The 24,326-nt window shown below is 38.0% G+C and carries 23 protein-coding genes and 1 tRNA gene; 9 read left to right on the top strand and 15 right to left on the bottom strand.

From position 1 onward, the window contains the following. The first annotated feature begins 159 nt into the window (after positions 1 to 159). From ABS768_RS02870 to ABS768_RS02845, 6 genes are all read left to right on the top strand, one after another. Complete coding sequence (locus ABS768_RS02870; RefSeq protein WP_408073471.1) at positions 160 to 678, top strand: DUF5004 domain-containing protein; 519 nt, start codon at positions 160 to 162, stop codon at positions 676 to 678. A 7-nt stretch (positions 679 to 685) separates the two neighbouring features. Next, positions 686 to 1,762: a hypothetical protein gene (locus ABS768_RS02865; protein WP_408073470.1), complete on the top strand. Its 1,077-nt coding sequence runs from the start codon at positions 686 to 688 to the stop codon at positions 1,760 to 1,762. 30 nt (positions 1,763 to 1,792) lie between these two features. Continuing rightward, positions 1,793 to 4,723: a SusC/RagA family TonB-linked outer membrane protein gene (locus ABS768_RS02860; RefSeq protein WP_408073469.1), complete on the top strand. Its 2,931-nt coding sequence runs from the start codon at positions 1,793 to 1,795 to the stop codon at positions 4,721 to 4,723. Between the two features lie 25 nt (positions 4,724 to 4,748). Continuing rightward, the gene (locus ABS768_RS02855; protein WP_408073468.1) at positions 4,749 to 6,251 is read left to right on the top strand and encodes a RagB/SusD family nutrient uptake outer membrane protein; all 1,503 of its coding nucleotides are present in this window, start codon (positions 4,749 to 4,751) and stop codon (positions 6,249 to 6,251) included. A gap of 90 nt (positions 6,252 to 6,341) precedes the next feature. Continuing rightward, positions 6,342 to 7,595, top strand: coding sequence for a glycoside hydrolase family 71/99-like protein (locus tag ABS768_RS02850; RefSeq protein WP_408073467.1), 1,254 nt, complete (start codon positions 6,342 to 6,344; stop codon positions 7,593 to 7,595). A 21-nt stretch (positions 7,596 to 7,616) separates the two neighbouring features. Continuing rightward, the gene (locus tag ABS768_RS02845) at positions 7,617 to 9,638 is read left to right on the top strand and encodes a glycoside hydrolase family 97 protein (protein ID WP_408073466.1); all 2,022 of its coding nucleotides are present in this window, start codon (positions 7,617 to 7,619) and stop codon (positions 9,636 to 9,638) included. Positions 9,639 to 9,691: 53 nt separating this feature from the next. Here ABS768_RS02845 and ABS768_RS02840 read toward each other — a convergent pair whose 3' ends face one another. From ABS768_RS02840 to ABS768_RS02810, 7 genes are all read right to left on the bottom strand, one after another. Then, positions 9,692 to 10,297, bottom strand: a complete 606-nt coding sequence (locus tag ABS768_RS02840) for a 5'-methylthioadenosine/S-adenosylhomocysteine nucleosidase family protein (protein ID WP_408073465.1) — start codon at positions 10,295 to 10,297, stop codon at positions 9,692 to 9,694. A gap of 58 nt (positions 10,298 to 10,355) precedes the next feature. Next, positions 10,356 to 11,294 (bottom strand): Na/Pi cotransporter family protein, encoded by a 939-nt coding sequence (locus ABS768_RS02835; protein ID WP_408073464.1) that lies wholly within the window; start codon positions 11,292 to 11,294, stop codon positions 10,356 to 10,358. Between the two features lie 107 nt (positions 11,295 to 11,401). After that, entirely contained in the window at positions 11,402 to 12,166 is a 765-nt protein-coding gene (locus ABS768_RS02830; RefSeq protein WP_408073463.1) for an SDR family NAD(P)-dependent oxidoreductase, read from the bottom strand. A 113-nt stretch (positions 12,167 to 12,279) separates the two neighbouring features. Continuing rightward, entirely contained in the window at positions 12,280 to 13,218 is a 939-nt protein-coding gene (locus tag ABS768_RS02825) for a helix-turn-helix domain-containing protein (protein ID WP_408073462.1), read from the bottom strand. 99 nt (positions 13,219 to 13,317) lie between these two features. Next, positions 13,318 to 14,529: a redoxin domain-containing protein gene (locus ABS768_RS02820; protein ID WP_408073460.1), complete on the bottom strand. Its 1,212-nt coding sequence runs from the start codon at positions 14,527 to 14,529 to the stop codon at positions 13,318 to 13,320. Between the two features lie 68 nt (positions 14,530 to 14,597). After that, complete coding sequence (locus ABS768_RS02815; protein ID WP_408073459.1) at positions 14,598 to 15,569, bottom strand: phosphotransferase; 972 nt, start codon at positions 15,567 to 15,569, stop codon at positions 14,598 to 14,600. A gap of 42 nt (positions 15,570 to 15,611) precedes the next feature. Beyond that, positions 15,612 to 16,079, bottom strand: coding sequence for a DinB family protein (locus tag ABS768_RS02810; protein ID WP_408073458.1), 468 nt, complete (start codon positions 16,077 to 16,079; stop codon positions 15,612 to 15,614). Positions 16,080 to 16,304: 225 nt separating this feature from the next. Here ABS768_RS02810 and ABS768_RS02805 point away from each other — a divergent pair, with 225 nt between their 5' ends. After that, complete coding sequence (locus ABS768_RS02805; RefSeq protein ID WP_408073457.1) at positions 16,305 to 16,913, top strand: hypothetical protein; 609 nt, start codon at positions 16,305 to 16,307, stop codon at positions 16,911 to 16,913. A 173-nt stretch (positions 16,914 to 17,086) separates the two neighbouring features. On the opposite strand, the gene ABS768_RS02800 is transcribed toward ABS768_RS02805, so the two are convergent. Beyond that, a complete protein-coding gene (locus ABS768_RS02800) occupies positions 17,087 to 17,692 on the bottom strand; it encodes an FMN-dependent NADH-azoreductase (RefSeq protein ID WP_408073455.1) in 606 nt (201 codons plus the stop codon). A 119-nt stretch (positions 17,693 to 17,811) separates the two neighbouring features. Between ABS768_RS02800 and ABS768_RS02795 the strand changes: the two genes are divergently transcribed. Then, positions 17,812 to 18,177, top strand: coding sequence for a winged helix-turn-helix transcriptional regulator (locus tag ABS768_RS02795; RefSeq protein ID WP_408073454.1), 366 nt, complete (start codon positions 17,812 to 17,814; stop codon positions 18,175 to 18,177). Positions 18,178 to 18,515: 338 nt separating this feature from the next. Here ABS768_RS02795 and ABS768_RS02790 read toward each other — a convergent pair whose 3' ends face one another. Beyond that, positions 18,516 to 18,686, bottom strand: a complete 171-nt coding sequence (locus ABS768_RS02790) for a GIY-YIG nuclease family protein (RefSeq protein WP_408073453.1) — start codon at positions 18,684 to 18,686, stop codon at positions 18,516 to 18,518. Between the two features lie 52 nt (positions 18,687 to 18,738). Then, a tRNA-Pro gene (locus ABS768_RS02785) sits at positions 18,739 to 18,813 on the bottom strand. Positions 18,814 to 18,975: 162 nt separating this feature from the next. On the opposite strand from ABS768_RS02785, the gene trxB reads away from it, so the two are divergent. Next, positions 18,976 to 19,929 (top strand): thioredoxin-disulfide reductase, encoded by a 954-nt coding sequence (gene trxB, locus ABS768_RS02780; protein ID WP_408073452.1) that lies wholly within the window; start codon positions 18,976 to 18,978, stop codon positions 19,927 to 19,929. A gap of 68 nt (positions 19,930 to 19,997) precedes the next feature. On the opposite strand, the gene ABS768_RS02775 is transcribed toward trxB, so the two are convergent. From ABS768_RS02775 to ABS768_RS02755, 5 genes are all read right to left on the bottom strand, one after another. After that, entirely contained in the window at positions 19,998 to 20,834 is an 837-nt protein-coding gene (locus tag ABS768_RS02775) for a GIN domain-containing protein (protein WP_408073451.1), read from the bottom strand. Between the two features lie 82 nt (positions 20,835 to 20,916). Beyond that, on the bottom strand, positions 20,917 to 21,396 hold the full coding sequence (locus ABS768_RS02770) for a nuclear transport factor 2 family protein (protein WP_408073450.1): 480 nt from the start codon (positions 21,394 to 21,396) through the stop codon (positions 20,917 to 20,919). A 77-nt stretch (positions 21,397 to 21,473) separates the two neighbouring features. Next, positions 21,474 to 22,196, bottom strand: coding sequence for a head GIN domain-containing protein (locus ABS768_RS02765; RefSeq protein ID WP_408073448.1), 723 nt, complete (start codon positions 22,194 to 22,196; stop codon positions 21,474 to 21,476). A 33-nt stretch (positions 22,197 to 22,229) separates the two neighbouring features. Then, positions 22,230 to 23,933, bottom strand: a complete 1,704-nt coding sequence (locus ABS768_RS02760) for a PspC domain-containing protein (RefSeq protein WP_408073447.1) — start codon at positions 23,931 to 23,933, stop codon at positions 22,230 to 22,232. Continuing rightward, complete coding sequence (locus ABS768_RS02755) at positions 23,930 to 24,268, bottom strand: PadR family transcriptional regulator (protein WP_035130213.1); 339 nt, start codon at positions 24,266 to 24,268, stop codon at positions 23,930 to 23,932. The genes ABS768_RS02760 and ABS768_RS02755 overlap by 4 nt, the downstream gene beginning before the upstream one ends. Between the last annotated feature and the right edge of the window lie 58 nt (positions 24,269 to 24,326).

Genomic DNA, 24,326 nt, shown 5'->3' with positions numbered 1-24,326 from the left:
AATTTATTAATCAATTGTTTATCAGTTGCTTATTTTAAATAATAGCCTTGATTTATCTTGATTTTTATTCAATGTTTTTTTTAAGAGTTTTTTAAGGGCTAGTTTCGTCATATCCTTTTTATAGGGAGTAACTAATTACCTAACAAAACAACAACATTTATGAGAAGTAAAATTATTTATGGGTTAGCTATCATGGGGCTTATTGCGGTAGGCTGTAATGATCCTGATGATGGTAGTTATGTAAATCCTGTTACCATTTATGAGAAAATGGAAGGTGACTGGGGTTTAATGAGTTTAAAGATGGTAGATGAGTATGCAAAGGCAAATGCTATCGAACCTTCTGAACAAAACATGGGAGCTTATTTTAATTATGAGGATTTTAAAATAAGGTTTAGTGTTGACGATAATATGGAACCTACGACTTATGAAGTAATGGGTGATGTGCCTCCTTTATTTCCGGCAAACGGATACTGGAAGCTTAGTTCTGCTTTCCAACAACCAAACGGTGAGGCGGTAAAGATCTATTTATATAGTGATGCTCAAAAAACACAAATGACCGATGAACTTAAACTGGTTGCAGTACCGGGAAGCAGTGAGCAAATGGAGCTTCAGTTGGTAAGGAAGTCAGGAGGTATTGCATTTGTGTCTTATTCGTTTAAGTTAAATGCAGTTAATTAACGACACCATGAAAAAAATTATACAATTTATAGTATTGGCCTTTGCTTTATTGCCGGGCGTTGCCAGGGCACAGGAGGCAGCAGGGTCTATAAACGACATGTGGTCGTTCCCTGTAATATATGCTTACGACGAAGAAGTGACGTGGTTTTTTGACCTTTCCACTACAACGTTTGCGGCAGAATCTGATGTTTATTTATGGATTTGGTCTCCGTCTGAACCGGATGCAGGAAATTGGGAAAACTCTTCTGAATTTGCAAAACTTACCTACGAAGGGGATATGATATGGAGCTTTACGCTTACTCCTACAGAGTACTTTAACATGACTCCTGAAGATATTGCGGCTAGTGCCGGTTTTTGGTTCAGGTTAAAAGATCTTACAGGCTCGTTACAGTCAGAAGTGCATAGCATGGCTTATACTGATTATTCATCTTTTGCAGGTTCAGGTGAGTTATGGAGATCATACCCATCGTCACCACTTATTGATGAAGGGGTAAGTATACTTTTCAATGCCAGTCTGGCCGATGGTTTTGAAGATGCAACAAGTATACACTTTCATAGTGGACTTAACTTTTGGGATATTGCTGTTGAATATCAGTCCTGGATTCCGGAAGTGGTTGAGAAAACCCAGTTAAAAAACATGGGAGGAGGTATCTATAAAATGGATCTTATACCACAGGAATATTATGCCGCTCCGGACGGGTATGTAATGGAAAACATTGCTTTCCTTTTTGTTAAGGACGATTGGGCAGGTACCACCGCTGATCAGGTACTTTACGCAGGTGAGTTTATTCCGCCACCACCGCCGGTATTTACATTCTTCCCTCAGCAAATAAGTAAAAAGGATTTTTTGGGAATAATAAGAACCAACAACGAACCGGGAATTAACACCCTTATCTATACGGTTACTGCAGGTACAGTAGAGATTACAGGCGAAATTACAGGTGGGGTAAGTGAGATTAAAGGATTTGTAAACCTGGTGTCTGCGCTACAAAATGTAGATGTAAACGAAATACATGTTCTGGTTAAGGATAATACCGACAGAACAATTTCAGACACTACTATCCCGCTTAAGCAGCTGGACTAATAAACCACAATCAACTTAAAAAACCATTCGATGAATAGTAAAAATACTAAAGCAGGCCTGTACAAGGTGTGGGCTAATAAATCGCTGGTACTCACATTTGTCATACTTTTTCTTTCGGTTGCTGCATTTGCACAGGGGAAAAAGCAGGTATCGGGTACTATTAACGATAATACCGGTATGGGTATGCCGGGGGTGTCGGTAATTGAGGTAGGTACAACAAACAGTGTAGCTACCGATATTGACGGAAAGTTTGTTATTACAGCTACTGTAGGTAGTACGCTGGAAATATCTTTTATAGGTTATGAAACCCAAAGCGTAACCGTAACCGAAAATACATCAAACATTGAGCTTACTTTACAGGAAGGAGCCTTAATGCTTGATGCTGTAGAGCTTGTTTCTGTAGGTTATGGTACCATGAGAAAACAGGACTTAACAGGAGCTATATCAACCGTAGGGGAAAAAGACCTTGTAAAAGGTAACGTTACTTCTACCGAGCGTGTGTTACAGGGTAAAGTTGCCGGTTTAGCAGTTGTTCAGGATACGGGTGATCCAAGTAGTGGTTCGTCTCTTCGTTTAAGAGGTGGTACTTCGCTAACTGCAAGTAACAGTCCGCTTATCGTAGTAGATGGTGTAGCAGGTGTAGATATTAATGTTGTACAGCCTTCAGATATCAAATCGATTGACGTTCTTAAAGATGCTTCGGCTACAGCCATTTATGGTTCAAGGGGGGCTAACGGTGTTATCATCATTACAACAAAAAGCGGTAAAAAAGGACTTTCTGTAGTGTATAACGGTTTTACCAGTGTTGGTAAAGCATCAAATAATTTAGATTTACTATCTGCAAACCAGTGGAGAGCTTATGTGCGTGATAACAACTTAGCTGATGCTGTAGATTATGGCGGTGATACTAACTGGCAAAAAGAAATTCAGCAAACTGCTTATTCACAAAATCACAGCCTTAGCATTAATTCGGGTTCTGAAGATGGCGGGCTACGTGCGTCGCTTCAGTACTTTGATAACGAGGGTATCATTAAGCGTTCAGGGATGGAGCGTTTAAGCGGTAACATTAGTGTATATCAGTACGCTTTAGATAAAGCCATTAAATTTGATATGGGCTTAATGGCTAATGTTGACAAATGGCATCCGGTAGATTACAGGATTTTTGAGCGTTCGTTCAACCTTAATCCAACAATTCCTGTATATGATGAAAACGGTAATTTTACATCTGTAGGAGGAACATTATATGAAAACCCTGTTGAGATACTTACTAACCGTACAGCCGATAATAAAAGACACAGGTTATTAGGATACTTTAAAACAGAGGTAAACCTGTTGAATGATTTTAAAGCGGTTGTAAATACTTCTTTAGAGTATAATGCGCTTAATGCCGATCAGTACAAGCCATCGTATGCTGTACTTGAAGGTAGGACAGAAAACGGTTACGGACAGAAAACGTATGGTGAGTATACTACAGCACAGGTTGAAGCGTACCTTAACTATAACAAAATGTTTGGTAAGCATAGTGTAAATGGTATGTTAGGGTACTCTTACCTTGAAAATGTATACGAAGGTTTTGGTGCACAGCGTAGCGGATTTGAAACAGATTTATTTGGTTACAACAACCTTGGTGCAGGTTATAACTACCGTTTAGGTGATGTTTATTCATACAAAGGAAAGTCAAATCTGGTTTCTTTCTTCGGTAGGGCAAACTATTCTTACGATGGTAAGTATATGGCAACAGCAACTGTAAGAAGAGACGGTTCAAGCCGTTTTGGTGCAAACAACAAATGGGGTGTATTCCCTTCTGCATCGGTAGCATGGAGAATCTCTGATGAGAACTTTATGGACTGGTCTAACGACTGGTTAGGAAACCTTAAAATAAGAGCAGGTTATGGTGTTACCGGTAATCAGGATGGTATTGGTGAGTACAAATCACTTTCAATATTAGGTGTAGGTCAGGATAGTTACTATAACCCTGCTACAGATTCATGGAGCCTTGCTTATTCGCCAACACAAAACCCTAACCCAGACCTTAAATGGGAGGAGACGCAACAGCTTAACTTAGGTTTAGACTTTACTTTATTTAACAGGATATCAGGTTCGTTTGAGTACTACTCAAAAACAACTAAAGATTTATTATACACTTATCAGGTACCTCAGCCACCTTACTTAGTAGGTACCATGCTGGCAAACGTAGGTGAGCTTTCTAACAAAGGGGTAGAGCTTACACTAAGTGCCGACATTATTAACAACGATAAGTTTACATGGAGTGTAAACACCAACTTCTCTCACAACAAACAGATGATTGAGAAACTGTCTAACCAAATGTATGAGACAGATGTAATTTACAGTGGTTCGCTTCACGGGCTTTCGGGTATGTCTAACCAGTTCTCACAAATTATTGCCGAAGGTTATCCTGTAGGTACGTTTTGGGGTAAAGAGTTTTTAGGTTTTGATGAGAACGGAGAGTTTATTTTAAGTGAGGAAGATAAAGCCATTGGTGATGTTCAGCCAGATCTTATTATGGGGCTTAGTATGAACTTTACTTACGATAAGTTTGACTTCGGATTTACCAGTTACGGTATGTTTGGTCAGGAAGTGCTTAATGCAACAAACATGATGCTGTACACTCCAAACAGATTACCGGCATACAACGTTCCTGATGACTTTATCGGTTCAGGTATCAACTCGGCGCCAACATTCTCAAGCTACTGGATAGAGAAAGCATCTTTCTTCAGGCTTCAAACGGTAACGCTTGGTTATACTTTTCCGTTTAAGGACAACGGTTCTAAGCTTAGAATATATGTGTTAGGTGAAAACCTTGCAGTATTTACAAATTACGATGGTACAGACCCTGAGGTTAACCTTACCGGTCTTGATAATCCGGGTATTGACAGGTTTAATAACTATCCAAGGCCAAGAACTTTCTCTATAGGTCTAAACTTCACCCTGTCTAAATAAGTGATTTGATAACACTAAAATTAAAATGATGAAAACCAAAATAACAGCATTATTCTTAACGTCTCTTTTTGCACTGTCGTGTACAGATCTTGATGAGGATTTGTATGACAGAGTAAAGGATGACAACTTTGGTAATACACCAAGTGAAGTGGAAGCTCTTGTGGGTGGGGCCTACTCATCCCTTAGAGGGTTTAGCGACGGAATCTCAAACTCATTTCCGGGTAGCGAATATGTATTCTTTTTAAACGCCGTAACTTCAGACGAGACTGTTATCCCTACAAGGGGAACCGACTGGTTTGACGGTGGGCAGTGGCAAAGGGCACAAACCCATACATGGCTTGCCAGTGACGGTATGATACTTTCGGCATGGCGTTACTGTTATGCGGGTATTGCAAAAGTAAACTCTATTATTTACCAGATAGACAAATCAGGGCTTACCGATGAGGCTAAAGCTCCTATATATGCAGAGCTTAGATCGGTTCGTGCTTATTACTACTACATGTTGTTAGATATGTTTGGTAATGTGCCTATCGTAACTGATTTTGAAGATCAGGGGTTACCGTCTAACTCAACACGTCAGGAAGTATATGATTTTGTGGAAACCGAGTTACTGGAGTCGTTACCTTACCTGAAATCAGAAATTGTATACTCTAAGTTTACTAAAAATGTGGCTTACGCTTTACTGGCAAGATTGTACCTTAATTCAGAAGCGTTTATTGGTCAGGCCCGTTGGCAGGATTGCATCGATATGTGTCAAAATGTGTCGGGCTATTCATTAACGGTAGATTACTTTGCCAACTTCGCTACAGAGAACCAAACATCAGGAGAGATAATCCTTTCTATACCTTACGATAATGCAGCAGGCACAGTAGGTAACTATATGTCTTCAATGAGTTGTCATTACCTGCATAGGTTTACTATTTCGCCAACAGGAGATTATCCTTGGAGCGCTAATGGTATGGCTGCAGAGCCGGGAGTTTTCTCAAGCTTTGAAGAAGATGACGTGAGGAGAAATGCAATGGTGGAAGGTGAGCAGATAAATCTTGCTACAGGTTCGGTTATTATTATGGATAGTGGTGAACCTCTTATCTATACCGAAGAGATTCCTGATTTTACCAATGCTACTCAAAATGTAGGGGTACGTTTAGGAAAATATGAAATGAAACCGGGAGAACAATGGGAAAGAGATCACGATCTTGTTGTTATTCGTTATGCCGAGATACTTATGATGCAGGCAGAGTGTTATGTTCGCTTAGGTTCGCCTGGGCAGGCACTTCCGTTTGTAGAGCAGGTAAGAATGCGTGCAGGACTGGATACTCCTGATACGATAGATTTAGACTTCATTGATCAGGAACTTCGCAGGGAATTCCTTTTTGAGGGAAGAAGAAGGACAGACAATATTAGGTTTGGCACATTCTTCCAGCCTGGTTGGGAATTAGGTACAACAGAACCTTTCAGAGCCATCTTCCCTATACCGGAAACCGTATTATCTACCAATACGAATTTAGAACAAAATCCGGGTTATTAAGAAGTTAGTAGTAGTGCCGGTCTGCCATGTTAGAGTTAGTTCATGGCAGACCGGCATATTTTACTTTACTGAAGCTTATATTTTTAAATAATGAACAGATATTTTACACTATTATTAAGCGGTGTTATTACTATAGCTATAAGCTGCAACAGCTGTAGTAAGGACGATGGCGGTACAGAAACCGTTGGAGGAGGTCAGGAGGAAACATTTGATCCTGTTGCTGTGACCAAAACAAACAGTACCAAAATCTATATGCATTATATGCCGTGGTTTGAGACTAAAGAAAGCAGTGGGAACAACCAATGGGGCTACCATTGGACCATGGCAAACAAAAATCCTGATAATGTTGATGTTAACGGGCAGAGGGAGATTGCTTCACACTATTATCCTTTAATTGGACCATATCATTCGGGAGACCGTGATGTTATTGAGAACCATTTACTGCTGATGAAGTATTCAGGAGTAGATGGTGTTTTAATTGACTGGTACGGTACCTACGATATTAATGACTTTAAGGCTTTAAAGGAAAATTCAGAGCAGTTAATTGATATGCTGGATGAGGTAGGATTAAAATTTGCTATAGTATATGAAGACAGGTTTTTAAATGATATTGTACAGGCAGGGCTGGCACCTACAGTTACAGGAGCAGCAAAAACCGATTTAGGTTATATGCAAAGCAATTATTTTAATACTGATGAATATATTAAAGTAAACAACAAACCATTGTTGTTAAACTTCGGGCCTATTGTGATGCAGACTCCTGATGAATGGACTACAGCTTTTAGTAATCTTAGTACCAAACCAACTTTCCTTACTTTATGGAATGAATCAAACGAGGCGGGTGAAAATGCTTCGGGCGAATACTCATGGGTTTATGAGAATAATACCAATCTTAATAATTTCTATGTAAATAATCTGCCTAATCTTGATGTGGCAATGGGTAGTGCTTATCCGGGGTTTCATGATTACTATGTCGAAGGTGGTACATCTACCGTTATTGGATGGACAATAGATCATAACAACGGGGCAACGCTCGACGAAACTCTTAGCATGGCACAAAATGCTAACCTTGATTACCTGCAACTGGTAACTTGGAACGACTTTGGCGAAGGGACCATGTTTGAGCCTACTGCAGAGTTTGGTTACAGCTACATACAAAAAGTAAAAACATTTGCCGGAGTGCAAAACACCGGAGATGTATTTAATGAGATAAGTAAACTTTACGATTTAAGAAAAGAGTATAAAGGCAACCCTGATATTCAGAAAAAGCTTGATAAGGCATTCAATTATTTTGTTTCAATGCAAGCAGAAAAAGCGATAGAGCTACTAAACGAAATTCAATAACAATTGTAATTAATGCAAATAATGAAAAATAAATTATTCAGGTTGTGCCTTACGGCTTTTGCTTCGGTAATGGTATTATCATGCGGTACCGAAGAGAAAGTATATACAATATCTTCTCCGGGAAATACAAACGAACTGGTATTTAAACTAACAGAAAAGGGAGAGCCGCAATATAGTTTTTCCTCAAACGGAAAAACGGTTATAGAATCTTCGTTAATGGGGTTTGAGTTTCAGGAGGCCGGTAAAATGACAGATGGCTTTGAGGTGGTAAATACCGAAGAAAAGTCAGTTGATGAAAGCTGGGATCAGCCTTGGGGAGAGTTTAAAACCGTAAGGGATAACCACAAAGAATTAGTAGTTCACTTAAAGGAATCTAAAGGCGATGGTCGTTTAATGGATATCATTTTCAGGGTATTTGACGATGGACTGGGTTTTAGATATTATTTCCCGGAACAGCCTAATATGGGCGAGGTTAAAATAGCCGATGAGGTTACACAATTTACTTTCCCGTTTGATAATGATGTATGGTGGATGCCTGTACATGGTGAGAACAGCTACTATGAAAGCTTTTACCGCAAAACACCAATAAGTAAAACCGATACCATTAATACTCCGGCGACTTTTGAAACAAAAGACAGTCTGTTCGTTGCTATACATGAAGCTAACTTAACCGACTTTGCCTCCATGACACTGCTTAAAACTCAGGGTAATGCTTATAAAAGCGATTTAGTGCCGTGGGCAAATGGGGTTAAGGTATATGCAAAAACACCTTTCCAAACGCCATGGAGAACTGTTATGGTAGGTACAAAACCGGGAGACCTTGCTATGTCTACATTAACATTAAATCTTAATGAGCCATGTAAAATAGAAGACACATCATGGATTACCCCAATGAAATATGTGGGGATATGGTGGGGTATGCACCTTGATAAATACACTTGGGGGCAGGGAGAAAAGCATGGTGCTACTACCGAGAATACAAAAAAATACATCGATTTTGCTGCTGCAAATGGTTTTGACGGTGTTTTGGTGGAAGGATGGAATGAAGGATGGGACGGCGACTGGACTGCCGATGGTACTGCCTTTAGTTTTGTAAAGGCTTATCCTGATTTTGATTTGGAAAAAATAACAAGGTATGCTGCTTCAAAAAATGTACGCCTTATAGGGCATCATGAAACTGCCGGTGCAGCGAGTCATTATGAAAGCCAGTTGGAAGATGCATACAGCCTTTATAATAAGGTTGGTGTAAACTCGGTAAAAACAGGATATGTAAACAAGTATTTGGATAAAAAAGAATGGCATGACAGTCAGTTTGGTGTGCGTCATTACAGAAAGGTGATAGAAACAGCAGCCAAACATCATATCATGATTGATAACCACGAACCTGTAAAGGGAACAGGGCTTTGGAGAACTTATCCTAACCTTATGGCTCAGGAAGGAGCGAGAGGACAGGAGTACAATGCATGGTCGGCAGACGGAGGTAACACACCAGAGCATACTACTATTATGCCGTTTACAAGAATGCTTGCAGGTCCGTTTGACTTTACCCCGGGTAACTTTAACTTTGATTACGAAACGCCAAATAAAGCGATGGTGCAAACTACGGTTGCCAAGCAGTTGGCTTTGTATGTGGTACTATTCAGTCCGCTTCAAATGGCTTCCGATTTGCCTGAAAATTATGAGGGTAGGGCAGAGTTCCGGTTCATTAAAGATGTTCCTTGCAATTGGGAAGATAGTAAAGTACTTGATTCTAAAATTGGGGAATATGTAACTATTGCCCGTAAGGACCGCAATAGCGATGAGTGGTTTTTAGGTTCTATAACTAACAGCGATGCACGAAAAATAGCTGTCCCGTTAAACTTCCTGAAACAGGGAGTGCCTTATAAGGCAGAAATATACAGGGATGGAGAAGGTGCTGATTATAAAGAAAACCCTTATCCGGTAAGTATAGATGTAATGACGGTTAACAGTACTTCTGTTCTTGACCTGAATTTAGCTCCGGGTGGAGGTACGGCTGTACGATTCATACCAATCACCAATTAGAGAATTGTATTTGTGATTTTGTTTAAGGAAAACGGGGCTATGAGCCCCGTTTTTTATTTTGTAATGATATTGTTTAGTGTATGCTTTAGTGCTTTGGCAGCATTTTTTACCATTTCGGGCCAGTCTACAGCAGCAGTATCATCCGCTCCGTCAGAGATGTATTTAAGGCATAAAAACGGAATGTTTTCCTGTTTGGCTATGAGTGCTAAAGGGTAGGCTTCCATGTCTATCACATTGTAATCTTCGGTGTTGTGATCCATTACAAAACTATCTCCGGTACCACATATTCCGTGAGGTAAGGTTTCTATTTTAATTCCATATTCTAATACAGGTAAATGTACAGAGAGAGGTGTTTGGTACTTTTCAAAGCCCAGTGCGGTTACATCCATATCACGCTGTACAAAATTAGTACAACAAACTACCTCACCTCTTTTGTGTGAAGTACTTCCGGCTGAACCCAAGTTTATTATAATAGAAGGCTTATTGTCGTGTATGCTCTTCATAAGGTTGTACATGGCATTTAGTTTACCTATGCCAACAAAAAGGGTGTTTACGTCCTTAAACTCATGAGTAGCCTCTGATTCTAAAGCGAAAACATACAAAGGTTTTTGTAATAACTCTGATGTAGAGGGTAATGTATTGTGGGTAGTAACAGACATGATTTGTAATAATTTCTGCAAATTTAGCTTAAATATTCAAAACCATAGTTATGCCTGTTTAGGGTAACATTTCTCCTTTAGGCTTGAACAATGATGCAAACTGATGGCAAACCGGTAGCAATACAATAGCTATGATTAAATTGAATATTAAATGTGCCAATGCTGCCTGATAAGTAATGTTTGATGATATGCTTAATATGAGATTTTCAAACAGTTTGTAAAACGGTAAATATATAACTACGCCTATAGCATTAAAGGCAAGATTAGCTAATGCTGTTTGTTTGGCTACTTTTCCAAGTTTTAACGAAGCTATAAAGGCTGTTGTGGTGGTACCTATGTTAGAACCTACTATAATACCTATGGCGCTGTCCAGCCCCAAAATATTTTGGGAACATAATATTATGGTTAAACCAACGGTAACCGAACTTGACTGACAAATAGCCGTAATGATGATACCATATAAAATTCCGATGAACGGATTTGAAGCATAGCCGAGGAAATCTACCAAATCAGGACTGTCTTTAATAGGGGTTAGGTTCATACTTATCAGTTCAAGGCTAAACAGTATAAGCCCCATGTAAAATACAGGTTTTGAATATAGTTTTATCTTTTCGGGGAAATACCCCATAATAAAACCTAAGGCAAGCAGTATGATCCCCAGTGCTTCCATTTGGAAAGAAACCAACCAAGCCGTAACGGTTGTTCCCAGGTTACTACCTAAAAGTATGGGTAAGGAACTCTCAAAAAGTAATACCCCCGAATCTACAAACGAAACTACTATGGAAATCACTGCGCTACTGGACTGTATGAGTGCTGTGGCTACAAACCCTAATAAAAAAGCTTTTATTTTGGAGTGTGACAGGGTTGTAAGAAGTGATTTTATTTTAGAGTCGGCTTCACTTTTTAAGGTGTCCGAAAAGCCTTCGAGACTGTGGGTAAATAACCCGATTGCAGCAATAACCGATATGAGGATTTTTAGCCAGTTTAGTTCTTCCATGTTGGTATTGGTTGGTTAACAGGAGTAATGTATTTAAAGATAGAAATTTTTTGTAAACAAAAAGCCGGACGTTAGTCCGGCTCATTCTAAAATAAAGAAATTATGTTTTACAGCATCATACCGCCCGATACTTCTATACGCTGTCCGTTTATCCAGCGTGCTTCATCGGTACATAAAAAGGCAACTACTCCGCCAATATCATCCGGTAAGCCTACACGGCCTAAAGCGGTAACAGAAGCTACCTGATTATTAACCTCTTTGTTGTCTCTTACATGACCACCGCCAAAGTCGGTTTCAATAGCACCCGGAGCTACAATGTTAGCAGCAATTTTACGCGGGCCTAATTCCTTAGCAAGATATCTTGTAAGTACTTCGATAGCACCTTTCATAGATCCGTAGGCAGATGATCCGTTAAAAGAGAAACGTGCCAGTCCTGAAGAAATGTTTATAATACGTCCGCCTTCGTTGATATAAGGTAATGCCTTTTGTGTAAGGAAAAATACTCCTTTGTAGTGAATATTGAATACCTCGTCTACCTGTTCTTCGGTAGTGTCTTCAAAGCTGGAATATAACGCTGTTCCTGCATTATTGATAAGAAAATCGAAGTTAGGGCTTCCTGTGTTTTCCTCCAGATGCTTGGTAGCCTCTTTAATAAACCCTTCAAAAGATGAAGTGTCGGCAGTATTTAACTGGTAAGCAATAGCTTTTTGTCCTAATGATTTGATTTCTGCAACTACCTCGTCTGCTTTTTCCTTATTGCTATTATAAGTAAATATTACATCAATCCCTTTTTGGGCAAGGCTAACTGCCATGTTTCTGCCTAAGCCACGGCTACCGCCTGTAACTATAGCTATTTTGGTTCTTGTTTCCATATTAATAAAAATCAATTTTTAGTTGTTATTATTTTATGGTACAAAGTTCCGTCAAAAAACCATGGTACGGTTTGCAAACATCAATCGGTTATTTGTAAAATTCAAATATAGGATTATGATCTAAAGGTAAGCGGAGCCAGTGAGGTTTGTTTTTTAAAGAAATTAGAGAAATGGGCAACTTCTTCAAAGCCCAGGCTGTCGGCTATTTCAGATACGTTCCAGTCGGTTTGCTTTAAAAGGATTTTTGCTTCCTGTAAAATACGTCCGGTTATAATGTCGGTAGTGGTTTTACCTGTACTTTCCTTTAGCACTTTGTTGAGGTGATTTACATGTATGGCAAGTCTTTCGGCGTACTCTTTTGCTGTGCGTAACTGTAGTTTTTGGGTAGGCGACTCTATAGGGAATTGGCGTTCTAATAGCTCTATAAAAAGAGATATGATACGTGTCGATGCATTTTGCTCTGACCGAAGGGTAGAGGCAGGCTGTAGTTTTTGTCCGTAATGTATAAGCTCTGTAAGGTAATTGCGTAACAGGTCATACTTGAATTCGTAATCAGAGTTGATTTCCTTTTGCATCTTCCTGAAAACGAGTTCTATTTCATCTGCCATGGCATCGTCAATCTCAAAAACGGGATACCCGCCCGATTGGAATATTGGCAGCTCATCTATTACCAGTCCGCTTTTATTTTTGATTAGAAACTCATGAGTAAAAACACAAAATAATCCTCCCTGGTTCTCGTCTAACGGATACCAGTGGTAAGGTACTTTTGGTGTGGCAAACAGCAGGGCGTTTTTCTCAACGTTAATCACCTTATCGGCATACTCAGCGCGGTTTTTCCCTCTAATCAGGCTTATTTTGTAATAGGCCCTCCTGTTATAGGGCATTACATTTTTTTGCTTTACCTGTTTTATGGTTTCCGAAATATCAAACACATTAAAATGCCCTACCTCTTTACTTATACCCGGAGGTAAAAGAGTGTCTAAATCCTTGCCTGTAAAGTTTACGGCTTCTTTATAAAATTCTTCGAGCGTTGTGTTTTTAATGGTTTTCATAACTGCCGTTGTTTGCAAAATTCAAAGGTAGTAAATGTTTTGTAGATATGTTTTAATAAAAAAAAGACCTCCTGAGTAAGGGAGGTCTTTTTAACTGTATTAGTTGAGTATTTTTTCTAAATGTTGCCTTACTTCTTCGGCTGTTGGGTTTACTGCTAAAACAGTTCCGGTTTTATCAATAAGGAATACTTCTCCTCCAGCGCTTGGGATACCGTATTTTTGCCATATTTTATTTTCTCCATCTACATCTGTTAATTGTAACCATGGCCATTTTTCTTTTTCAAGAAATTTAGTAAGTTTTTCTGTATTATCCTTTTCTCTTGCAACGCCAATTACGGTAAAGCCTTTGTCTTTAAAATCATTGTACACAGGTACCATGCTTTTGCTTTTTGCAATACAAGGGGCACACCATGTTGCCCATAAATCAAGTAAAGCTACTTTTCCTTTAATTTGGGTTGATAGTGTTATCGGGTTACCGTTCAAATCAGGTGCTGTAAAGTCTATAAATTTTTTACCCGCTTTAATGCTTTTTCCTTTAATAAGATTAAGTGCTACCTCATTATAAGGATGGTTAGGAAAGTTATTTGATAACTTTTCGTAAAGCTTGTAGGTTTTGTTAACGTCAATAATGTCTTGGTTTATTACATTTTCTAAAAGCAGGTAATAAGAAACAATAGAGGAAGGATTGTTTTCTGCCCATTTTATTCTACTTTTTATAATTTTAGAAACTTTTTCATTAAAAGCCTTTCCTTTAGTAGTGTATACTTGATTAAGTCTTCTTAAACTATCTGTTTTTTTTAGCCAAGTATTTTTATCGGTTGACATTAGCTTATCAGCATCCAGGAATGCTTTTGTTCTGTAGTTTCCTTCCTCCTTAAGCTTTGTTTCCTCTTGGTTGAGGCTTTTCAGTTTTGTATTATATGCATCATTAATTGTTTTATACTCTTTATTTAACTGCCCTCCTTCTACTGTGTTTTTATCAAAATTTTCTTCTGAATGTACAGTAATATTTATATCTGTGTTTTCAAGGAATATCAATGTAAATTGACCTCCTCGCGTCTCCTTTGCTTTACCTAAAAAAAGCTGATAGCTTTCAGGGTTTTCTATGTGGGCTATATACTCAAATTTACCATCAATAACAGGTATATCTATAGCAGGCTCAGTTAAGTCTTCATAGGGTCTCACGAGTATTACAGATTCAGTGTCAGTGTCAACAACAGTACCGTTTATATGGCAAACGTCTTCTTTTTTGGAACAGTTAATTAATAATAATGCAGTAAATAGTAATACTAATTGGTTTGAAAATTTCATTTTATTGGTTTTGTAAAGTGTGATGTCAAAAATAGGGATTTTCTTATGTAATTACATAATTAAACTTGTTACTCTTTAGTGTGATACTCCATCCAGCTTTGAATCCTGCCTACATACATTTTAAGGTAGTTTTCCGATAGGAAGATATTAGACCAGTCAAAACGTTGCGACTGTACTCCCAGATAAAAAATAAAAACAGCCGCAGCAGCGTGTGGAATAATATTTAGTTCCTGTTGTGAAAGTGTATTTATACTTTGATGTCCGTTTATAAAAGCCTGGGCTTTTTTACTGTATACCTCTTTGTTTGGTTCAATAATAAAGAGGTGTTTACAAAAGTAAGCTACGTCTAATATCAATGGTCCGTTACCAAAGAAATCAAAATCAAATACCGTTACTTCATTCTCGTTGGTAATCGCCATATTGTCGTACCACATATCAAGGTGTACCACACCCTGTTCTAAAGGTGTCTGTTCAAACAGTTGCTTTATGTCTTTACCCAAAGCTTTTAGATACTGCATTTCAGGAAGGTCATCATGAAAATAGGTATTGGCATATTGGTATGGTAGTTCGGTAAGTGTTAGTGTATTATAACTAACTCGCTTATAGGTTTTACTTTTTGTTGCCTGATGAAATTTACCCATTATTATGCCAATGTGAAAGCAGGTGTCTTCGTCTATAAACCGGACTTTCCCTCCCTCAGCAAATGAAAAAACAACGGCATAGCGAATCCCTTCGGGTGCGTTTATTTCCTGAATGTAATTACCGTTTGCATCAGGGATAGGGTAAGAGATATTCAGTTCCTTATCCTTTAGAGACAGAAGCAGGCTTATTTCTTCTTCAATTTCCTGTTTAGTGCGCCAGTTATGGCAATATAACCTAAGTACATGTTTGTTGCTGTTACCTGTTAACATATAGGTGTGATTCATCCCGGTGCGGAAAAGGGAACAACTGGTGTTGTTTTCTAAATCATATTGCAAAATGATAAAGTCGCCAAGTTCTTTTGCATTAAGGATCGATCTTGTTACAGGGAAAGTTTTCATGTTGGATTTTGTTAAAGGGCGGCAAAAATAGTAAAGATTAGTTTAATCCCATATAAAAGGAGGATCTATACCCATTGCTCTTAAATAGGAAAGAAACTGGCCGGCGTGAACAGATTCATGATAACCTATGCGAAGCAAGTATGCGGCAAGATTCTTTTTTTCTCTGTTACCGGGATGTATTATTTGTGTTTCTTCAAGTTCTTTTTGAGTGAACTTTTTAATACTATCCAAAAACGTTTGACGATGAGGTGCTGCAAATTCCAGTTCATCCTGTACGTTTGTATAAGGAAGATTTTGCCAAGGTGTAGTGTAGTTTGTCATGTCTCCCTTATTGATAATTATGTTCCATCCGTAATCAGCCTGTAATACATGGCGTATTAATTCTATTGCTGTCATGGCATTATTATCAGGTTTCCAGTTGTAATATTCTTTAGGGAGGCTTTTCCAAAGAATAATACTCCTTCGTCTTACTTGTTCCAGATGATTGATAATAATTTCGTTAAGTGTCATTTCGGTTGGTTTAGATATGTAAGGTGTTTGTGAGTGCTGTGGTAAAATTAAAATATTAGCATAAGTTTAAAAACAATAAAGTAAAAAGTTCAGGTTTCCATTGTAGTTTTTTATTTTTAGAGGCAGAATGATTAATTATCACTATTTATTTTGTTATGTTTCTCATACTTTTCCTGTAATAGCAAAAAAAGAGTTGAAAAAGAACCTATAATTACTTGTTTATAAATGAATCTTCAGCCATTAAAAATACCATCGGGTTGGTCGGTAGGATGGAATTTGTTAACCGAAACAGATCCGACAGAAGAAACTATACATGAATTTACAGGTAGTTTGCTACTTGTAAATTCATCAACACTATTAAAAGCAATTGATGTATGCTGGCAACCGGAAGCCGATATAAACGGCGCATATCAACTACAGGTTATTTTGCTATTGCCAAAGTTTAACAGCATAACAAATACAATGGACTATGAAGGTATTTGGGAAGCCCCGGAACTGGAGTTTACAACCCAAAACCGACTGGAATTAATAGAAAAGCTAAATAGTTTACTATTTACTTTAAAACCATATACTGATACCCGTATTTTATTAAAACCGGGTATTGTGGATGAACCTAATGAGGCTATAAGACAAGATTTGTTAACGAATGGTTTAACAAATCAGGTTACGGAAAGCATTATAGCCTCTAACCATAAAAAACTTCAGGAATTAATTTTGGATCATAAAGATGTCTCTAAAGAAGTTGTAGTAGAATTATTTCAATATGGGGCGGGGAAAGGCGTTAAAAACAAAGCGAAACAGCTATTGAGAAGTAAGGCTTTTAAAAAAGAATAAAATAACAAAAAGCTCCAGTGAAAACCGGAGCTTTTTGTTGGTATGGCAGAAAGACTCTAGGTAATTACAAAATTTTTTATATTAATAAGTTATAGGTTTGCAAAGGTTATGGTTACGTGTTCCGGATATAACGAAATCTATCCAACATTTAAACCTGACTTAAGATAATGTAATTAGTCAATTATAATATCTGAAATAGCTTTTTTCATAGCCATTTCTTTAACTCCGGGAACTTTAAGACCTTCGGCACGGAATACTGTAAGGTCTGTCATTCCCAAAAAACCAAGAAAAGCTTTCAGGTAAGGAGCAACAAAATCATTAACTTTTCCCGGACCTTCTGAATAGATGCCGCCTGATGCCATGGCTACATATACTTTTTTTCCGGTTACCTTTCCAACAGGGCGGCCGTCTTCCCCATATCCAAAAGTGACTCCGGCTCTGGTAATATGGTCAATCCATGCTTTTAGAGATGAGGGGATTGTAAAGTTGATAAGCGGAGCACCCATTACAATAATATCAGCTTTCATTAATTGTTCAACCAGTTGGTCTGAGAGACGAATAGATTTTCGGTCATTTTCAGTCATTTGCTCTTCAGGAATAAAGAAGGTGCCTAGTACTTCCGGAGTGAGGTGTGGTAATCCAAGCTCTACAAGGTTTAACTCTTCAATAGTACTTCCGGGGTATTTATCCTGAATTTGTTCCACTATAGTATCTCCTAATTTAATACTATACGATTGTTTACCCATCAGGCTTGATTTAATATGGAGAATTTGTTTCATATTCATAAGTGTAAAAATGATTTGTATTTAAGAGCAAAGGTATGGTATGGAGGTGTGTAAAAGATAGTAGTTACCTAATGGAAAGCGGTTACTTTTGGGGAAGTTGCTATCTTTGCTCTATGGAAACAATTGAAAATAAAGTACTTCCAACGAAAGAAGAATGTGCAGGGTCGCTCAAAAACGTTTTTGATGCTATATATGTTTTAAATGGAAAGTGGAAATTGCCATTAGTGCTTTGTCTTATGCATTCTTCAAAACGCTTTAATGAAATTCAGAAGGAAATAAAAGGCATTTCGCCAAAAGTATTGGCTAATGAACTGAAAGATCTCGAATTAAATTTTCTGATTAAGCGTAATGTGTATCCAACAACTCCGGTTACCATTATTTATGAAGCTACAGACTATAGTCATACACTGAAAAATATACTGACTGAATTGAGTAATTGGGGTGAAAATCACAGAAACAAGGTAAAAGGTAAAATTTAAATAAAACATATAATACTTACTGTCTATGTCGCCATCATGATATATTTCTATGATTACATCATTACATCCTGTCGTCAATATTATTTGTCTGACCGATGTAGGATTTAGACAAGCTGTAGATTATATATACTGTATACATTTTGTAAGGTGATTAAAATAAAAAAGGCTCCAGTTTTCACTGAAGCTTTTTGTCGGGGTGGCAGGATTCGAACCTGCGACCTTCCCGCCTTAAGCGGGACGCATTTTCCGTTGTACGCTATATTTCATAGTTGAAATTTATATCCTGAAGGTATCTTTTAGCCCCTCTTTTCTTAATTTTTGTTTCCATTAAAACAGCTTCAGAGCGTGTTTGTAATTTTGTAGTGTAGATAAGTTTCCAGGGGACCCCCATTTTTTGTTGATAAGGATTGTTTATTATTGTGCCTTTTAATCCTGTCGTCAATATTATTTGTCTGACCGATGTAGTATTTGGATTTAGACAAGCTGTAGATTATATATACTGTATACATTTTGTAAGGTGATTAAAATAAAAAAAGCTCCAGTTTTCACTGAAGCTTTTTGTCGGGGTGGCAGGATTCGAACCTGCGACCTCCTGGTCCCAAACCAGGCGCGATAACCGGGCTACGCTACACCCCGTTTCTCTGTTAAGAGGTTGCAAATATACTACTAAAAATCAATTTTCAAAGCCTATAGTAAAAATTTATTTTTGCATAGTCAAATCTGATATATAAGTGTAGTTATTTTTTTAATTAAAACTTACATTTGCAACTCTTTGAATTAAAACTAACAGTTAAAACTATGTCTGATTCTATCGAAAAAATAAAATGTCTTATCATCGGTTCAGGCCCTGCGGGTTATACTGCGGCTATTTATGCTGCAAGGGCAGATATGAATCCGGTTATATATACAGGTATGGAGCCTGGAGGTCAGTTAACCACAACTACAGAAGTTGATAATTTCCCGGGATACCCTGAAGGTATTGACGGTCCTACCATGATGGTGCAGCTACAACAGCAGGCTGAGCGTTTTGGTACAGAAGTACGTATAGGAATGGTTACTGCCATTGAACTTAGTAAAGAACACGGCGGATGGCATAAAGCTACCATTGATAATAATAAGGAAGTACATGCAAAAACTGTAATTGTCTCTACTGGTGCTACAGCTAAATATCTTGGATTACCAAGTGAGCAACGCCTTAGAGGTGGTGGAGTTTCGGCCTGTGCGGTTTGTGACGGTTTCTTTTACAGAGGTCAGGATGTGGCTATCGTAGGGGCGGGGGATACTGCTGCCGAAGAGGCTACTTACCTTGCTAACATCTGTAAAAATGTTACGATGCTTGTAAGAAAAGATTTCATGAGGGCTTCTAAAGCAATGCAACACCGTGTTGAAAATACTCCTAACCTAACAGTACTTTATAATACTGAAGTTGATGAGGTACTTGGTGAGCAGGTTGTTGAAGGTTTAAGAACAGTAAATAACCAGACAGGAGAGAAAACAGAAATCCCTGTAACAGGTTTATTTATAGCTATTGGTCATAAACCGAATACTGATATTTTTAAAGGTCAGCTTGATATGGATGAAACAGGTTACCTTATTACTCAGGGTAAATCTACCAAAACCAACTTACCGGGTGTATTTGCTTCCGGAGATGTTCAGGATAAAGAATATAGGCAGGCAATTACAGCAGCAGGTTCAGGTTGTATGGCAGCTCTTGATGCCGAGCGTTACCTTGCTACACTTGATAGTCATTAATAATTTATGATAATGATATAAAAAAAGCAGTGCAACAGCACTGCTTTTTTGTTTTATAGATGTTTTACTTATAGTTCTCTCTTGTAAATTGAAGCGCTGTCAGCAAAAGTTTTAAGCTCTATTTTAGCATCTCCGTAAAAGCCTATTTCTGCTTTTCCTTTAGCTGTTATTATTGCTGTTTCGGCAGCCATAACGTTTGTGTTTGAATATCCTTCGGCAACCAGTTCAAGGTTTTTAACCGTGAATTTAGCTCCGGTAAACGAAGCGCTGTTGTCTACCCTTAAAAGAGCATTTAAAGCATCGCCTTCTATGACTGCTTCACTTTCCTGATACAGGTCAAACTTAGAGGAGTTTGATGCTGCTACCAGCGCCTTAAGGTTGGCTTTTTTACTTAATTCAAAAATGCAATCATCTCCTTTATAATTTATTTCGGCTTTGGTTTTATCATTAAGATAAAGGCTAAAGTTAGAAGCCTTAACGTTTAGGTAGGATTTAGAGTAATCAAAGTTTTTAACGGTGATAGTATCTACTTCAAGATCGGCAAGGGAATTAATAACAGTTTCGTGCCTTCCCGTTACACTTTTAAGATTTTCGGTATAGGTAACCCTAACAATAAATTTTTCAAAACGGTTAACATCTTTAGAAGTGTAAATCCTTAGTGTACTTCCGTTTACATCTGTCCGGATAACGTCATGCAGGTTGTCGTCTGCTTCAATCTCAATGCCTTCTCCGGCACCTTTAACAAGGAAGATTTCAACATTGTCTTCTACTTCTATATTTTCAAAGGCTGTTACTTCCCTTTGAGAAACAGTAACATTCTTGGTTCCTTTTATTTTGTCCTTACGCTGTGCGAAAGCTACTGTGCTAACCAGTACAGAGAATACGATTATTATAAACTTTTTCATATTATAATTTAGAAACGGTTTGTGGCAAATATAAAAAAAAACACCGGCGGTGACCGGTGTTATAACGTAGTAAACGATAAAATTATTCTGCTGGTTTATGATTGTAACTGAGTATGCGTGACATTTTCCACTTTCCGTTTTCCAAAAGCCACAAGTGAGTAAATTTTGCCGTTCCGGTTTTTCTTTCCACACCGTTTTCTACAATATAAAATTCGTGGTCACCACTTAGTATGGCTCCGTACCCAACCATAGGGTATACCTCAAAGGTGCTTAGTACAGGTTTGCGCAGTATTTTCTGCGAACCGTTGCAAATGTTTTTACGTATGCTTTCCATCAGTTTATCACAGCCTTTACTAATACCTCCCTTGTCGTGGTAAAACTCTACATCTTCAGTGAAAAAAGTTCTGGATTTTTCTAGGTCGCAGGTGTTGTAGGCTTCAAATGCCAGGCTATCTAAGGTGATTATTTTAGCTTCGAGTTCTTTTTGGGTTTCCGGGAATTTATCCTGAGCATTAACAATGCCTGTTGTTAATGCGGCCATAAGAATAATTAATTTTTTCATGGCTGATAGTTTTTTGATTGATGATTAAATAAAAAAAACACTGTGGTCAGCAGTGTTTTTTAGAAATGGCGGGGAGGTTAATCCTGTTTTACAGTACCCCCCGAAGAAGTGTTTTTATTTACTGTTGCAGGGTTTCCTGCAAATAATACCGATCCTCCGCTTGATGCTTCGGCATCAAGGCTGTTACTTGTGTTAACCAAAACCGAACTACCACTTGAAGCTTCGGCGTTGGCTGCGTTTACTGCTAAGTCTTTTGCATTAATATTACTTCCGCTGGAAGCGTCAGCTTCCAGTTTCTGAGCCTTTCCACTTACTTTAAGAGAACTGCCACTACTTGATTCTGCTCTTACATTTACTGCTTCTGCACTTACTTCAAGCTGACTGCCACTACTCGAAGATAAGCCCAGGTTCTCACTTTTAATAGTGTTTTTGCTAATTATATTAGCGCCCGATGATGAAGCTATTCTTTCTATAACCGGCATAGTAACTATAACCTTTTTGGAAGATGCTTTTTGTATGCCTACATCGGTTGTAATAACAAGTTCGCTACCTTCAATTTTTGTTGATATGTGTTCCTGTAAATTTTCGTCGGCTTCAACAACTATTGATTTTTGGTTTCCCTGCTCAATAACAACTTCAAGTCCGCGGTTCCCTGATACCGATGTGAAATTGCCGTCGGCATTCCTTTCGGTAGTTACTACATTTCCGTCTCCGTTTATCCCAAATCCGCAGGATGAGAATAATAAAGCGGTCACTATGGCTATTACGGCTTTTGTGATATGAGTTATAATTTTTGTCATGATTTTGGTTTTAGCTGTTTTAACTTATTGTTTTTAATTGATTGTATCTTTTTGCTTGTCTTTTATCTGGATACTAATATTGGTATTGCCCTCAGATACTTTTATATGACCATGAGCCTCAAGGTTGTTTTCTTCCATTTCTTCATCTTCCATTTCCTCTTCCGGGCAGTCAAGACAATCAAGATCATCACCATTTAGCTGGTATATGTGGCTTTCGTCATTATAAGGAATGTATAATGAGTAATCGCTCCTGTGGTAGTGCCTAATACTTTTGTCAGCATTTATAATAGTGCCTTCCGGTAGGTATACATAAACCTTGACTCTTTGACTCCTGAATTTGTTTTTCAAATCGGTAACCAAATAATTGTCTAAAGTTAATTTATTTCCTTCTAAATCAAAATTATAGTTTATTTTTTCGGCTCTTTCCCTAGCGTCGCTTATAGTGCCCCCTTCGGCTACTTTTTCAACTTGTAGATATGGAGTATCGGCGTCGGTTTTCATAAAGAATAACTGTATGCTGTTTGAGAAGATCAGGTTGTTGCCTGTTGTGTCTTGTGTAATCCTGAAATCAGTATTGCGGTCTACAGTTTTGGCATAGAACTCATTATATCTGAATTTAATGTTTAATGTATCTGTAGGATTAATAAGTATCTGTTCTTTTTTCATGACCTTACCATCATAAGCTACTTCGGTAGCCTGCCTAATGCCTAGATAAATTGAGAAGGCAATTGAAATTAGCCATATTGCTAACAGGGTATATTTAGTAACATTACCTATAGGTTTAGGATTTTCTACCAGTATTTTCAGGCCTAAAAGGAAAAGGAAGAAAAACGGTATGCCTATAGTTAGTAATCCAATTAAAGCTAAAATCCATAGTGGTACTTCGGTATAATTAGCAAAGTTCATAACATCATGCCAAGGTCCGCCCGGTACGGCTGATGTAAATAGAACAGTGAAGAAAAATATTATAAGCCCCCCAAGTGTTATGGCAGAAAATATAAGGATAACAGCCCCAATTATTTTTGAAATAGCTTTAAAAATAGCCATAAATACACTGCCTATACCATTACCTATTCTTTCGGCTCCGGTTTTTGCGTCGTTTCCCAGTTTGTTATAGTCTACATTTTGAAGTTTTGAGGAAATACTGTCTATTTCCTCACGAACCTTTTTTTCGATATTGGAGATGTTTATCTGTTCGCCTTTCATTTCAAGTTTTTCAGTAGTGGTAATAGCTTTTGGTATAAGTATCCATAGAAGGATATAAACCAGTAAGCTGGTACCGAATGAAATAAATGGTGAAATAATAAAGATTATCCTTACCCATAAAGGATCTATCCTGAAGTAATGTCCAATACCGGCACATACACCCGCAATAATACTTGATTCTCCGTCACGGTAAAACTTCCTTGTTCGATGTTCCGGATTGTAGTAAGTGCTACCGGAATAAGATGATGAAGAATCTGCTGTAGTGTCTTCGTCAATTTTATAATCTTCCGGTTGCCCCATAATGGCAATAACTTCGTCGATTTCTCTGGTACCTACAACCTGTTTATCGTTTTTGATCTTGTCAGACAAAAGCTCCGCAATTCTGGCTTCAATATCATTCATAATCTCTTCTTTGCCATCTGGTGACAGAGATCGTTTGATAGCATCAAAATAACGATTTAGTTTTTGATAGGCATCTTCATCTATATGAAAGAAAAAGCCTCCTAAATTTATACTTACTGTTCTGTTCATGACTGTGAGTTTTGACTTGTTATTACGTTTACTGCGTCGGACAATTCTGTCCAGGTGATACTTAATTCTTTTAAAAATTCTTTTCCTTCATCGGTTAGGCCATAGTATTTTCTTGGTGGCCCCGATGTTGATTCTTCCCAGCGATAGCTTAGAAGTCCGTCGTTTTTAAGTCTGGTAAGCAAAGGGTAAACCGTACCCTCTACCACCAGCATCTTTGCGTTTTTTAAGGTATCAAGAATTTCTGATGTGTAGGCATCTTTCTCCTTTAAAATGGAAAGGATGCAAAATTCCAATACCCCTTTACGCATTTGCGCCTTTGTGTTTTCAATGTTCATAAGACTCCTGTGTTTTAATTGAACTGTTCATTTTTTGATTGATGATTGATGATGATTT

It is taken from the genome of Flavobacterium rhizophilum, assembly GCF_046000485.1.
Lineage (GTDB): Bacteria > Bacteroidota > Bacteroidia > Flavobacteriales > Flavobacteriaceae > Flavobacterium > Flavobacterium rhizophilum.
This window is presented reverse-complemented; position numbering and strand designations above follow the sequence as displayed.

Bases quoted from the DNA above. Each gene is read 5' to 3' on its own strand.
- ABS768_RS02870 (WP_408073471.1), top strand. From the start codon at position 160: ATGAGAAGTAAAATTATTTATGGGTTAGCTATCATGGGGCTTATTGCG.
- ABS768_RS02865 (WP_408073470.1), top strand. From the start codon at position 686: ATGAAAAAAATTATACAATTTATAGTATTGGCCTTTGCTTTATTGCCG.
- ABS768_RS02860 (WP_408073469.1), top strand. From the start codon at position 1,793: ATGAATAGTAAAAATACTAAAGCAGGCCTGTACAAGGTGTGGGCTAAT.
- ABS768_RS02855 (WP_408073468.1), top strand. From the start codon at position 4,749: ATGATGAAAACCAAAATAACAGCATTATTCTTAACGTCTCTTTTTGCA.
- ABS768_RS02850 (WP_408073467.1), top strand. From the start codon at position 6,342: ATGAACAGATATTTTACACTATTATTAAGCGGTGTTATTACTATAGCT.
- ABS768_RS02845 (WP_408073466.1), top strand. From the start codon at position 7,617: ATGAAAAATAAATTATTCAGGTTGTGCCTTACGGCTTTTGCTTCGGTA.
- ABS768_RS02840 (WP_408073465.1), bottom strand. From the start codon at position 10,297: ATGTCTGTTACTACCCACAATACATTACCCTCTACATCAGAGTTATTA.
- ABS768_RS02835 (WP_408073464.1), bottom strand. From the start codon at position 11,294: ATGGAAGAACTAAACTGGCTAAAAATCCTCATATCGGTTATTGCTGCA.
- ABS768_RS02830 (WP_408073463.1), bottom strand. From the start codon at position 12,166: ATGGAAACAAGAACCAAAATAGCTATAGTTACAGGCGGTAGCCGTGGC.
- ABS768_RS02825 (WP_408073462.1), bottom strand. From the start codon at position 13,218: ATGAAAACCATTAAAAACACAACGCTCGAAGAATTTTATAAAGAAGCC.
- ABS768_RS02820 (WP_408073460.1), bottom strand. From the start codon at position 14,529: ATGAAATTTTCAAACCAATTAGTATTACTATTTACTGCATTATTATTA.
- ABS768_RS02815 (WP_408073459.1), bottom strand. From the start codon at position 15,569: ATGAAAACTTTCCCTGTAACAAGATCGATCCTTAATGCAAAAGAACTT.
- ABS768_RS02810 (WP_408073458.1), bottom strand. From the start codon at position 16,079: ATGACACTTAACGAAATTATTATCAATCATCTGGAACAAGTAAGACGA.
- ABS768_RS02805 (WP_408073457.1), top strand. From the start codon at position 16,305: ATGAATCTTCAGCCATTAAAAATACCATCGGGTTGGTCGGTAGGATGG.
- ABS768_RS02800 (WP_408073455.1), bottom strand. From the start codon at position 17,692: ATGAAACAAATTCTCCATATTAAATCAAGCCTGATGGGTAAACAATCG.
- ABS768_RS02795 (WP_408073454.1), top strand. From the start codon at position 17,812: ATGGAAACAATTGAAAATAAAGTACTTCCAACGAAAGAAGAATGTGCA.
- ABS768_RS02790 (WP_408073453.1), bottom strand. From the start codon at position 18,686: ATGTATACAGTATATATAATCTACAGCTTGTCTAAATCCAAATACTAC.
- trxB (WP_408073452.1), top strand. From the start codon at position 18,976: ATGTCTGATTCTATCGAAAAAATAAAATGTCTTATCATCGGTTCAGGC.
- ABS768_RS02775 (WP_408073451.1), bottom strand. From the start codon at position 20,834: ATGAAAAAGTTTATAATAATCGTATTCTCTGTACTGGTTAGCACAGTA.
- ABS768_RS02770 (WP_408073450.1), bottom strand. From the start codon at position 21,396: ATGAAAAAATTAATTATTCTTATGGCCGCATTAACAACAGGCATTGTT.
- ABS768_RS02765 (WP_408073448.1), bottom strand. From the start codon at position 22,196: ATGACAAAAATTATAACTCATATCACAAAAGCCGTAATAGCCATAGTG.
- ABS768_RS02760 (WP_408073447.1), bottom strand. From the start codon at position 23,933: ATGAACAGAACAGTAAGTATAAATTTAGGAGGCTTTTTCTTTCATATA.
- ABS768_RS02755 (WP_035130213.1), bottom strand. From the start codon at position 24,268: ATGAACATTGAAAACACAAAGGCGCAAATGCGTAAAGGGGTATTGGAA.